The 13,205-nt window shown below is 34.0% G+C and carries 11 protein-coding genes; 2 read left to right on the top strand and 9 right to left on the bottom strand.

Annotated elements, in window-relative coordinates:
• The first annotated feature begins 9 nt into the window (after nt 1–9).
• Nucleotides 10–525: a DinB family protein gene (locus ACZ2G0_RS11600; protein WP_470307799.1), complete on the top strand. Its 516-nt coding sequence runs from the start codon at nt 10–12 to the stop codon at nt 523–525.
• 1 nt (nt 526) lies between these two features.
• Here the strand turns inward: ACZ2G0_RS11600 and ACZ2G0_RS11595 are convergent, their stop codons facing one another.
• From ACZ2G0_RS11595 to ACZ2G0_RS11560, 8 genes are all read right to left on the bottom strand, one after another.
• The gene (locus ACZ2G0_RS11595) at nt 527–1,003 is read right to left on the bottom strand and encodes a DNA-deoxyinosine glycosylase (protein WP_470307798.1); all 477 of its coding nucleotides are present in this window, start codon (nt 1,001–1,003) and stop codon (nt 527–529) included.
• A gap of 4 nt (nt 1,004–1,007) precedes the next feature.
• Entirely contained in the window at nt 1,008–3,122 is a 2,115-nt protein-coding gene (recQ, locus tag ACZ2G0_RS11590) for a DNA helicase RecQ (RefSeq protein WP_470307797.1), read from the bottom strand.
• Nucleotides 3,123–3,208: 86 nt separating this feature from the next.
• The gene (locus tag ACZ2G0_RS11585; protein WP_470307796.1) at nt 3,209–3,616 is read right to left on the bottom strand and encodes a DNA primase; all 408 of its coding nucleotides are present in this window, start codon (nt 3,614–3,616) and stop codon (nt 3,209–3,211) included.
• A 10-nt stretch (nt 3,617–3,626) separates the two neighbouring features.
• Nucleotides 3,627–4,598 (bottom strand): deoxyhypusine synthase family protein, encoded by a 972-nt coding sequence (locus tag ACZ2G0_RS11580; RefSeq protein WP_470307795.1) that lies wholly within the window; start codon nt 4,596–4,598, stop codon nt 3,627–3,629.
• A gap of 95 nt (nt 4,599–4,693) precedes the next feature.
• Nucleotides 4,694–6,088, bottom strand: coding sequence for a type III PLP-dependent enzyme domain-containing protein (locus tag ACZ2G0_RS11575; RefSeq protein WP_300287562.1), 1,395 nt, complete (start codon nt 6,086–6,088; stop codon nt 4,694–4,696).
• A gap of 54 nt (nt 6,089–6,142) precedes the next feature.
• The gene (locus ACZ2G0_RS11570) at nt 6,143–6,322 is read right to left on the bottom strand and encodes a hypothetical protein (protein ID WP_470307794.1); all 180 of its coding nucleotides are present in this window, start codon (nt 6,320–6,322) and stop codon (nt 6,143–6,145) included.
• A 57-nt stretch (nt 6,323–6,379) separates the two neighbouring features.
• Entirely contained in the window at nt 6,380–7,459 is a 1,080-nt protein-coding gene (aroB, locus tag ACZ2G0_RS11565) for a 3-dehydroquinate synthase (RefSeq protein ID WP_470307793.1), read from the bottom strand.
• 7 nt (nt 7,460–7,466) lie between these two features.
• Nucleotides 7,467–9,836: an O-antigen ligase family protein gene (locus ACZ2G0_RS11560; protein WP_470307792.1), complete on the bottom strand. Its 2,370-nt coding sequence runs from the start codon at nt 9,834–9,836 to the stop codon at nt 7,467–7,469.
• 167 nt (nt 9,837–10,003) lie between these two features.
• On the opposite strand from ACZ2G0_RS11560, the gene ACZ2G0_RS11555 reads away from it, so the two are divergent.
• Complete coding sequence (locus tag ACZ2G0_RS11555; protein WP_470307791.1) at nt 10,004–11,182, top strand: proline dehydrogenase family protein; 1,179 nt, start codon at nt 10,004–10,006, stop codon at nt 11,180–11,182.
• 111 nt (nt 11,183–11,293) lie between these two features.
• On the opposite strand, the gene ACZ2G0_RS11550 is transcribed toward ACZ2G0_RS11555, so the two are convergent.
• Nucleotides 11,294–13,078: an ABC transporter ATP-binding protein gene (locus tag ACZ2G0_RS11550; RefSeq protein WP_470307790.1), complete on the bottom strand. Its 1,785-nt coding sequence runs from the start codon at nt 13,076–13,078 to the stop codon at nt 11,294–11,296.
• Nucleotides 13,079–13,205 lie beyond the last annotated feature (127 nt).

Raw genomic sequence — 13,205 nt, 5'->3', positions numbered from 1 at the left:
AAATATAATATGACTACAACTGAAATAAAAAATACCGAATACGCTCCTTATTATTCCACTTATATTGAGAAAGCGAAAAATGCAGATATGCTGGAAGAATTAGAGATTTGTCTTCACGAATTTATAAAATTCGTACAAAACATCCCAATGGATAAATTTGACTATCGTTACGCCGAAGGAAAATGGACTATCAAAGAAATCATTCAGCACATCATTGATACAGAGCGTATTTTTAGTTATCGCGCATTGCGAATTTCTAGAAATGACACTACTTCTTTACCTGGCTTCGATGAAAACGAATATGTAGTGAATACAGATGCTGATAGCAGACACTTACAAAGTTTACTAACTGAATTGTCTATTGTACGTCAAAGTACCTTGGCGCTTTTTAAAAGTTTTTCAAGTGCGCAACTAGAGCGTTTAGGCGTGGCTTCAAATACTACTATATCAGTTCGCGCCATTGGTTTTATCTTGATTGGACATCAAAAACATCACCAACAAATATTCGAAGAGCGTTATTTGTAAGTTACTTTAAGCCGCTTGACCAAAGCGCTAACTTAGTTTCAAAATGCATTGTGTTGGCGGGACTCGTAGAAGGCAGTACATAATAAGTGATGCCTTCTAATTGTCCATATTTTTTATAAAAATAGCGGTGGCTTTCTTTACCATTAAAAAGGAGGGTAGTAATCTTTTTATAGTGTTGGAACAAGGTATGAAAATCATTTTCAGTTTGATTTTTGATAGCTATGTCCAAGCTTCCTTGGCGGTCGCAATTTTCAAGAACATCCCAAAGTCCTATATTTTTGGACTGCAGCACGCTTATTTTATCCTTGTACTCTATAGGTTCGGTAGTGATGTCAAAATGCGCGTAAATTATTTTCCAAAAATGATTTCTTGGATTTCCGTAATACTGTTGCTTTTTTAATGAGGCCACGCCAGGGATAGTTCCTAAAATTAGGATCTGGGTATTTTCGTTTACTATAGCTTCAAATGATTGTATCATGTATTTACAATGTCGCTTTTTCTTTTTCGATAAAAGCTAATGCTAATCTTATTTTGTCATAACTCAACTTTTCCTCTAGATAATCATAATAGGGCTTCAAAGTTGTGGCGTTTTCTAACGTGATTTGAGTTTGCCTAATCAAAGCGATGTCAGCTTCTGAAATAAAGCTTGATAAATCATCAATTGCTCCATCTACATAAAGTTTAGCAATATGAGAAATAACGGTACTAAGTCCTAGCTTTCGTTTGGTTGCAATTTCATCAATAGGTAATCCACTATTGTACAGTTGTAGTGTTTCTTTGTAAGTACTAGCCTCTTTTTTCTGTTTTATAACTTTAGTTTTTTGGAATTCAATAATAGCGTTGATAAAAGGTTGTCCGTATTTTTCGAGTTTTACCTTTCCAACACCATCGATTGTAATCAATTCTTCCTCGCTCATTGGACGGTTGGTTTCCATTTGGCGTAAAGCCGCATCACTAAAAATCACATAAGCCGGCACTTCTTCTTTCTTTGAGATTTCGTATCGTAACTTTCTTAAGGTTTCAAAAAGAGAATTTGCTGTTGGTTTACTTTTTACACTTTTCTCCTCACTTTTTTCAAACGATGCTTTTTGTACCGATGTTAATTGTACTTTTTCGCCGTTAAACAATACTTTTTGAGCAAATGGAGTCAGTCTAATTTTGTTTTGTTGGTGAAAGGCAATCTCACAGTATCCCAAATTAATCAACTGAATCAGGTATTGATTCCAATCAAACCAGGATAAATCTTGACCTACGCCATATGTTTTCAAATTTTGGTATTCCTTCTCGTAAATATAGGCGTTTTTGGATCCTCTTAGAAAATCTACAATAACGGGAAGGGGTTCTGATTCTTGCAATCGGCTTATTGCTGACAATGCATTTTGCGCGACAATCGTACCATCGAAGAAAGCAGGCGGATTTTTGCAAATATCGCAATTGCCACAATTGTCAGTTATAAGTTCCCCAAAATAGGAAAGTAGAATTTTTCTGCGGCAGCTTAACGCATCTGCATACTGTTTCATTCGTTCCAGTTTGGCTAATTGTACATCAGCGTTTAGTCCTTGTGAAGCAAATTTTTGCAACTGAATTAAATCGCCATAACTTTCAAAAAGCAAGGTTTCTGAAGGCAAGCCATCTCTTCCTGCGCGACCAATTTCTTGGTAGTAGCCTTCAATATTTTTCGGCAAATTGTAATGAATCACCCAACGGACATTCGATTTATCAATTCCCATTCCAAATGCAATAGTTGCACAAACAACTTGGCAATCATCATTAATGAAATCATCTTGAGTAGCAGAACGTAAATTGCTTTCCAAACCCGCATGATACGCTTTGGCGTTGATACCCGATTTTTGTAATTTTTCAGCAAGTTCTTCGGTTGTTTTTCTGCTAAGGCAATAGATTATTCCCGATTGTGAAGGCTTCTGCTGAATAAAATCTAAAATTTGTTTTACTCGATCTAAAGCGGGGCGAACTTCTAAACTTAGATTTTTTCGGTCAAATGAAGAAATAAAAGTTTGAGGTTCTCTTAAGTTTAATTGTTTGCTAATGTCTTTTCTTGTAGCCTTATCTGCTGTTGCAGTTAAAGCTAAGATTGGAGTAGAAGGGAAGCGGTTTTTAAGGTAACCTAGGTTGGTATACGCTGGCCTAAAGTCATGGCCCCAAGACGAGATACAGTGTGCTTCATCAATTGCAATGAGACTCACTGTAATTCTGCTGAAGGTGTTTTCAAGATAGGATAAACTTTCAGGAGCAACATATACAATCTTCGTATTACCATCAATTAAATTTTGAATATGAAATGTCTGTTCGGCTTCAGTTTGACTACTATTGATATAACAAGCAGCTATTCCGTTTGCTTTCAAACTATCGACTTGGTCTTTCATCAGTGCAATAAGAGGCGAAATTACGATGGTGATTCCATCAAACAATAATGCAGGTAACTGAAAGCAAATTGATTTTCCACCACCTGTTGGCATGATCGCTAAAGTATCTCTTCCGTTTAAAATAGATTGAATAATTTCTTCTTGATTCGGTCGAAACCTTTCAAATCCAAAATTTTGTTTTAAAACAGTATGTGTCTTTTCGGTTGTAATCATTTATAGGTACCTTTCTTAATCGTAGCGATTCAATTTACTAATAAAAAAGGAACTCGATTAGGAGTTCCTTTTTTTACTATTTTTTTTTAATCTTCGTCGTCATCGTCATCCTCGTCTGCGATATCAGCTTCGTCGTCATCGTCATCATCGTCGTCATCGTCATCAGTTTCAGATTTTTTGATACTATCGTCATCGTCGTCATCATCATCCATATCGTCGTCAAGATCTATGCCTTTTGCAGGGATGATTGGTTCAATTTCGTCATCAATTTCGTCATCCTCATCATAGTTTTCGATACGGTCAGCAAGTTTGGTACTAACTTTAACAAGGTACATGGTGTCATCGGTACGTACTTCTACAGCTTCTACTAACTCGTTTTTAGCATTTCTAAAACGGATAATGTCTTCATCGTCATATCCATCAGGAAATTTTTCAACTAATAAGTTCAAAATTTCGTTTGTTAATTTGGCGTACTCAACAATAACTCTTCTCATAAAAAATGTATTATAAATCTAATAAATAAGCAAAAATTAATGGTGCTACAATAGTAGCATCGGACTCAATTATAAACTTTGGAGTTTTCATATCTAATTTACCCCACGTAATTTTTTCGTTTGGAACAGCTCCAGAATACGAACCGTAGCTTGTTGTAGAGTCTGAAATTTGGCAGAAATAGCTCCAAAACGGAATATCATGCATTTCCATATCTTGGTATAACATTGGTACAACACAAATTGGGAAATCTCCAGCGATTCCACCACCAATTTGGAAGAAACCAATTCCTTTAGCACTATTTTCAGGATACCAACCAGCTAGGAAAGTCATGTACTCAATACCTGACTTCATAGTTGATGCTTTCAACTCACCTTTAATTACGTAAGAAGCGAAGATGTTACCCATGGTACTATCTTCCCATCCTGGTACAATAATAGGTAAATTTTTCTCAGCTGCAGCATACATCCAGCTGTCTTTTAAGTCAATTTCGTAATATTCTTCAAGAACACCAGAAAGTAACATTTTGTACATGAATTCATGCGGAAAATAACGTTCTCCTTTATCGTCAGCATCTTTCCATATTTTAAAAATATGCTTTTGCAAACGACGGAAAGCTTCATGCTCAGGAATACAAGTATCTGTAACTCTGTTTAGTCCTCTTTCTAATAAATCCCATTCATCTTGAGGAGTTAAATCTCTGTAATTAGGAACTCTTTCGTAGTGAGAGTGTGCTACAAGATTCATGATATCTTCTTCAAGATTAGCTCCTGTACAAGAGATAATATGAACTTTGTCTTGGCGAATAATTTCAGAGAAAATTTTCCCAATCTCTGCAGTACTCATTGCACCGGCCATACTCACCATCATTTTAGCTCCATTTGCTAACTGATCTTCGTATGCTTTAGCAGCGTCAACTAAGGAAGCTGAATTAAAGTGCAAATAATGTTTTTCAATAAACTGGCTAATAGGTCCTTTACTCATTTTGTTGTATTTAAATATTTAAAAGTCAATAATTTGAATACGTGAATTTCAAATATACTGATTTTTAGATTTACTAATTATCTATTTTTATTATTTTATTTGTATCCTAAAATTTTTAATACGTCTTCGGATGTCTGTTGCTCTGAAAATACTTCTGTAGCTAGAATTCCGTTTTCATCTCTGTCGATTAAGATATGTTTAGGTTGCGGAATCAAGCAGTGGTGCAGTCCACCGTATCCACCAATAGTTTCTTGGTAGGCACCTGTATTAAAGAAACCAATATATAAGGGTTTGTCTTTATTGTATTTTGGCAAATAAATGGCATTCATGTTTTGCTCAGAATTGTAATAATCATCACTATCACAAGTCAATCCTCCTAAAAGTACCCGTTCGTATGTTTCATTCCAACGGTTAACCGCTAACATAATAAAACGCTTATTGATTGCCCAAGTATCAGGTAAAGTCGTAATGAAAGATGAATCGATCATATTCCACTTTTCTCTATCATTTTGCTGTTTTTGGTATAAAATCTGATAGATTGCTCCACCGCTTTCACCAACTGTAAACGAACCAAATTCAGTAAAGATATTAGGTACATCTACTTCAGCTTCATCACAAGCAATTTTAATTTGATTGATTATTTCATCAATCATATATTGATAATCATATTCAAATGCTAATGAATTTTTGATAGGGAATCCACCACCAATGTTCAATCCATCCAAAGTTGGACACTCTTTTTTAAGAGCGATATAAACTTTAATACATTTTACTAATTCATTCCAGTAGTAAGCCGTATCATTAATTCCAGTATTGATAAAAAAGTGAAGCATTTTTAGCTCCAACTTATTGTTTTCTTGAATTTGCTTTTTGTAGAAGCTAACGATGTTCTTGTAACCAATTCCTAAACGAGAAGTATAGAACTCAAATTTTGGTTCTTCTTCAGCTGCAATACGGATTCCTATTTTGAATTTACCTTTTATTTCTGCTTGTAAAAGGTCTAACTCTTCGTAGTTATCGATAATTGGAATAGTGTTTTTATGTCCGTTGTTGATCAAGCGCGCGATGTTTTCAATGTATTGTTCTCTTTTGAAACCATTACATATTACATAAGTGCTTTTGTTAATCTTACCATTGGCCATTAAGTTTTCGACAATATTAATATCAAAAGCTGATGAAGTTTCGACATGAATATTATTCTTGAAAGCTTCATTCATAATGAATTCAAAATGAGAACTTTTAGTACAATAGCAGTAGTAATACTTAGCCTCGTACTTGTTTTTCTCCATTGATTTTCTAAACCAACTTTTAGCTTTGTTGATATTGTTAGAAATTTGAGGAAGGTACGTGAATTTTAAGGGTGTACCGTATTTTTCTACTAACTTCATCAAATCGATGTTGTGAAATTGTAGGTTGTCTTTCTCTAGTTTGAACTCTTCTTGTGGGAAATAGTAGGTTTGATTGATTAAATCAGTGTATTTAGTATTCATTTAGCTTGAACTTTTTAGATAGATTAAATTAAAAAATATAAAATTTGCTAAAATTCAAACTCTAATGTTGGCATAAATAATCTGAAGTTTTTCGTGTTCTACTTTTTGGTAATGAAAAATACCAAAATCAAAATTGTCCTTGAATGCATTAAAACGCTTCAATATCCTTGACAAAGACTTGTTATTTTGATTTTCGGTTGAGCTAGATGCTGCTCTTTTTTGCTTTCTTTTCATTACCGCAAATGTAAAAAATATTATGTACGCAATCCAATCCTTTTTGGTAAAAAAATATTAAGATTTATAATCGGTAAAAGCGTCAAGAATTAATTCATTTTCAACTAATTGATTTATTTTAATTTTACCAATACTGTCTATCAAGGCAAACTGCACCGTTCCGTACTCGTTTTTCTTATCATGAATGAGTAAATCTAAAATCGGTTCTAAATCATTTTGTTCGAAAATGATCTCATCATATATACTCTTGATGGTTGTTTTAATTTCGTTGTATTCATCATTAGTTAAAAGCTCTTTTTTTAAGGAAATATAGCTTTCGAGTACCATTCCAACAGCAATTGCTTCCCCGTGCAATAGCGTCTCTTTACTATCACTTTCTAGGAAGTAGCTTTCTATTGCATGTCCTAAGGTGTGACCAAAGTTAAGTGCTTTTCGCAATCCTTTTTCCTTAGGATCAATGGTTACAATTTCGTTCTTTATCTCTACCGAACGGTAGATCAATTGGTCTAGACCATCAAAATCAATTGCTTTTAAGTCCAAAAATTGCTCCCAGTATTTTTTATCATAAATTAGTCCGTGCTTCAACATTTCAGCAAGTCCTGATCTCATTTCGTTTTGAGGAACCGTTTCCAAATAGTCGGTGTCAACTATAACCATTAGTGGTAGGTTGAAAACACCTATTTGGTTCTTTAAGTTGCCTAAATCAACACCATTCTTACCACCAACTGAGGCGTCAACCATCGAAAGTAGCGTAGTGGGAATATTGATAAAGTCAATTCCTCTTTTAAAAGTGGAAGCAACAAACCCTCCTAAATCAGTAACAACGCCACCTCCTAAATTAATAACCAAACTTTTTCTATCGGCGCCAAGCTCTGTTAGCACATTCCAAATTTGGATACAAGTGTCAATATTTTTGTTTATTTCGCCAGACTCAAATTCAATTATCTCAATTGTTGAATCCGTTTCTAATAACGGCAACAATTTAGGTAAACAAAATTCATTGGTATTGGTATCGACTATTATAAAAATAGTGGAGTATTTGTTTTGGCTTAAATGAAGGTTTAATGCGGGGTAGCCCATTTCATTAAAATAGATGGGATGATTACTCGCTTGGATTGTTTTTAAATCTTGTGACATATTTTTTTTAATTACAGTATTGGGATACAAGTGCTGCTGCTCCCGGATAATTTTTATTTTCGGCTAGGATCAAAAACTTACATCCTTTTTCCTTGTTTTTGGTATTTAAATAGGCAACTCCCAAAAGAAATTCTGTTTTCCCATCATTTAGCAGTGGCGAATTTAAAGCTTTTTCTAAATAATTAATTGCTGTTTTGAACTGCTGTAACTGAAAATAGCAAATTCCGATATTTTGAATGATTATGATGTTTTTTGGATCATCGATAGCGGCTTTTTTATAGTAGGGCAGTGCTTTACTAAAATTAGACTGTAATGCTAGTTGGTTTGCAATATTTATATTATCGCTATTGTTAGATGTTAATAATTGCTTATTTACGGCCTCTGCAAACTGACTATCTTTTTCAAAAGATTTTTTCCTACTAAGCAAACTACTGTCTTTTGGAAATAATTTCAAACCTGATTCCATAAAACTAAGCATACTATTATTAGGATATAAAGCCTGGGCCAAAGCGCTTGAAGTGTTAATCCATACGCTAGGTTCTTTGTTGAACTGAGTATATTTTGTATACGTCTTTAGAATTTCTGTGGTATCCTTAGCTATTGCATCAACAACTAAAGCTGAAAGGAAATAATCTTGGTTTCTTGGACGAATCTCAAATGCTTTACGAGCATTGTATCTTGCGCTATCAGCTATTCCTTTTTCTTTAAAAATACGATATTTGTACCACTCAGCTCTACCCGTATATGGATTGATATTTTTTGATTGATTAAAATATTTTATAGATTGCTCATATTTTTTTTCATTAAAAGCGTAAACAGCAGCTACCTCAATATAAGGTTGCGAATTCGTTGCTGTATTTGGAAATTTAGGTATTCTATCAATTATGTCATCGTAACGCAGTTTTGGTTGCGATGACTGCAAATCAAAAACGGTTTCGTTCTCAAATTGGTATGCTTTTAAGGTTTGGTATGAAAAATAGAAGCAAATAATACTCAATGAAGCTATAACTAATGCTAGTTTATTACTTAAAAGAGGAGCAGAAGTGTCAAATTTAGTATTGATAATAGTCAATACTAAAAACAAACAAAAATTAATTTGCATTGTTGCGCGATACAAAGGGAAATTAAAGGTTGCATCTATGCCATAACTTATTAAAAGCAGCAATGCCAACAGAGCTATTAGTTTCGATTGTAGTTCGTTAGTGGAAATGATCTTTTTTACGTTTGTTATTAATCCAAAAATAAAAAGAGACAAGTAAATAATTAAGTTAATAAAACCTGTTTCAGCAGCAATTTCTAGAAAATCATTATGTGGATGATCAGATACTGTTAAATTATTAACTAATTCCTTTTCATACGGTTGTGACTGTATTTTCCAGTTACCCAAACCTATACCAAACATTGGGTTTTCCTTTGCTATTTCCAAAGCATTATTCCAATATTGCAAACGAATGTTTATCGATCCATCCTTCGAATTTACTGGACTAATTTCAGAAAATCTATCCGTTACTGAGCTAAATCTTCCTTTATCTTGTGCTGTTTTGAAAGTCAATGTTGCGCCTACAAATGCTATGATTAAAGGGAGTATTATGTAAGGTAGTAAAGCGAGATAATCCTTTTTTGGTATTTTTACTACTAGCAGTATGCTTATAAAACCTATAAAATTTAAAACTAAAGCGATATAACTTGCTCTTGACGCAGTCAAAAAGACAATAAATAGAACAAGAAGCATTGTACACATCAGAAACCATTTTTTCCATTTTGAAAAATGATAGATTCCCAGCATTAAAAAAGGTAATTTACCCGTTAAAGTAGCAGCAAAAATGTTAATGTTTCCTGTGTTACCTTGAATAAAAGAAAAAGCCGTCGAGAGATTTATTGACTTTGCAATTTCAATTAAATGATTAATTGCCAAATAGGATTGAACAAATAACGAAATACCAACAAGAAAACATATTTGATAGATAATATGAAGTCTGTCATGAAGTAAGAGGGATAAATTAACAAAAGTGCAAAAGATGATCAGCACCTGAACAAAGCTAATGAGCCCAAGCGAAAAATTTGCTGCCATAATTACAGAAACAAGGCAAATAAACAAGAAGGCTACATAACTTTTAAAAACCATGCTTTTTTGGAAAATGGTTTTAACAGTACTAGTTAATAGTTCGGGATTTCGAAAAATAAAAAAACTAACAAGGATATTTAGTAGACTCAAATAAAGATATTGAGGAGCAATTATTTCAATACTACCAAATTGTGGAAAAAAATCAATTAGTAAAATACTGGAGACAAATAGTAGCGTAATTATTTCAAAATAATTATTGTTAGAGGAGCTAGCTTCTGTACGATTGTCAATTTGTGTAGTTTTTTTTCCCATTTAACTGATTTTGATTCAAAAATTTAAGAGTTCAAATTTATTGATTATTTTTCCCTAAGTTCGAATTTAATTTAAAATAATTATAAAATAGCCGACGAATTTATTTTTTGAGGAATTATCATTCTGAAAAACCAAACTATGGTTATATTTGCGTAAAAAACCGCTACATGGAAAAATTATTCAACAATACGCAAGTTGCCTTTTCTTTAAAGAGTGATACCGAATTGGATCGTGCCTATTTTTTGTTCAAAATGATTGCTAATCAACCTTTAGTTCGAATTGGTACAGCGGTTACTAATTTTGCTTTGAAAGCAAATTTGCCAGTAGAGGGTTTGATTCGAGCTACCGTATTTGATCATTTTTGTGGTGGAGTGAACGAAAATGACTGCCTATCCGTAGTAGATAAAATGTATACAGCAGGTGTGTCATCGGTTCTTGATTATTCTGTTGAAGGTAAAGAAGAAGAGGATCAATTTGATGCTGCTTTGCGTATGACCTTAAAAACAATCGAATTTGCCAAGGAGCGACTTGCGATTCCCTTTGCTGTTTTTAAACCTACAGGATTAGGGCGTTTGGATCTGTACGAAAAGGTGGGGAATAAAGAAGCTCTTTCAGCATCAGAACAAGAAGAATGGAATAGGGTAGTGGCTCGCTTTGATACGGTATGTAAAGAAGGTCATAGTAAAGATGTTGCTTTGCTGATTGATGGTGAAGAAAGCTGGATGCAGGATGCCGCAGATGATTTAGTAACGAATATGATGCGCAAATACAACAAAGAAAAAGCGATCGTTTTTAATACTTTACAAATGTATCGTTGGGATCGTTTGGATTATCTTAAAAGATTGCACCAAATAGCTAATGAAGAAGGATTTTATATTGGAATGAAATTAGTGCGCGGTGCTTACATGGAAAAAGAAAACAAGCGTGCTGAAGAAAAAGGATATCCTACGCCAATATGCGCTTCTAAGGAAGCAACTGATTTAAATTACGATGCTGCCGTACTATATATGTTAGAGCATTTAGACAAAATGGCCATATTTGCTGGAACACATAACGAGCAAAGTACCTACGACCTAATGAAAATGATGCAGGACAAAGGAATTGCTTCTAATGATAGCCGAATTTGGTTTGGTCAATTGTATGGTATGAGTGATAATATTAGCTACAACTTAGCTACAAACGGATACAACGTTGCTAAATACTTGCCTTTTGGTCCTGTAAAAGATGTAATGCCCTATTTAATTCGTCGTGCCGAAGAAAATACGTCGGTAGCGGGTCAAACTAATCGGGAACTCACACTGATTAAAACCGAAAGAAAAAGAAGAAAAGCAGCATCTAAAGCATAAAACTAAAAAGGGTCTAACAATTTGTTAGACCCTTTTTATTGTATGTTAGGAAGATTGAATATCGCTTTCGCAAAAGCGAATCTCTGCCTATTTTATTTTTAAGTTCCCCGATTAAGTAGTGCTGAATTGCAGGTTACTTAAATTTTTATAAATTCCGTTTTCTAGATTGATAAGTTCTAAATGCGTTCCTTGTTCCGAAATTTTTCCATTATCCAAAACCAGAATTTGGTCAGCGCTTCTAATCGTAGAAAGTCTGTGAGCAATAATAATACTTGTACGACCTTCCATCAAAATCTCTAATGCTTCCTGTACTAATTTTTCGCTTTCGCTATCCAATGACGAAGTAGCCTCATCTAAGATCAATATACTTGGGTTTTTAAGTAAAGCTCTAGCTATCGCAATACGCTGTCGTTGTCCTCCCGAAAGCTTAACGCCTCGTTCTCCTACTACCGTCTCAAATTGCTCTGGGAATCCTTCGATAAAATTAAAAGCATTGGCTTGTTTAGCAGCTAAAACTATTTCATCATCAGTAGCATCTGGTTTTCCGTAAGCGATATTTTCTTTAATGGTTCCACCAAAAAGAATAACATCTTGTGGAACAATACTCATATTGCCACGCAGATTTTCTAAATCAAAATCATAAATGCTTTTTCCGTCAATAAGTATTTCTCCACTTTCAATATCATAAAAACGTAGTAATAAGGAAGCGATCGTCGATTTTCCTGTTCCACTAGGACCTACAATAGCTATTTTTTGTCCAAAATTCGCCGTGAAACTCACATCTTTTAAAACATCAATTTCTTTTCGAGAAGGATAGCTAAAAGCAACATTTTTAAACGTCACGTTTCCTTTTATTTTCTCAGCATTTAAATTGCTAGTTCCTTTAATATCTTCAGGAGTTTCGTCTAATAATTCAAAAACACGTTCCGTAGCACCAATTGCTTTTTGCATTTGCGCGTACAATTCGGCTATTCCCCCAGAAGAAGCACCTACATAACTAGAATACAAAATAAAAGTAAACAACTCTCCAACCGAAATCTCACCACCAATACTCAACTGAACTCCGTACCAAACTACCGCTACGATGGTACCAAACAGACATACTATGATAAAGGAAGCAAAATAACCACGTAGCTGACCACCTTTAATAGCGATTTTCACTACTTCATTAATTCGTCCTTTATAACGAGCGATTTCATACCATTCGTTAGCAAATGCTTTCACGATACTTATTCCTTGCATCGTTTCTTCGACGACCACCTGACTTTCGGCAACCTGATCCTGAACTTTTTTGGAATATTTTCTGATGTAACGACCAAAAAGAACTGCAGCAACTCCCACGAGAGGTACAACGGAAACCATCATAATCGTTAGCTTGATATTGATGCTAGCTAACATGATGAAACTACCGATAATTAGAATAAACTGACGCAAAAATTCAGCTATCGTTGTCGTTAAAGTGTCTTGTATTTGCGTAATATCATTACTGATGCGGCTATTCAATTCTCCAACACGTTTCTGTGAAAAAAACGACATGGGTAGCTTTACTAAATTGGTGTACAAAGCTAGCCGAACATTGGCTAAAGTATTTTCAGTAAAATTCACAAACAGTGAAAGTCTAAAAAATGAAAAAACCGACTGTAAAATTAAGACTAAACCCAATCCTAGCGCAATTTGATTCGCTAGTTCGCTGTCTTTTTTATTCACACAATCCACCAACATTCCCATGAATTTTGGAAAAGCTAAAGCGGTTACACTTGTTAGCAATAAAAAAACTAAACCAACATAAAATTTCCAACTGTTGTTACCTGCATACTTGAAAATAATCTTTGCTTTATTAAGAGAACTAGCAGTAATTTTTGATTTAGGTAAATCGTTTTCTTTGAACCTTCCCATTATTTATTTTTTGTGTTTACAAAGGTAGCACTATACACGTTCATTCCCAAAAAAATAAGATCAGCAGTTGGTTTTACTAATGATTTGGTATTGAGTTAGTAACAAATTATTATGCATTTTTTCGATA

The sequence above is a fragment of the Flavobacterium sp. KKT103 genome (assembly GCF_055640565.1).
The sequence above is the reverse complement of the archived record's forward strand: the minus strand, read 5'-3'. Positions and strand labels throughout refer to the sequence as shown.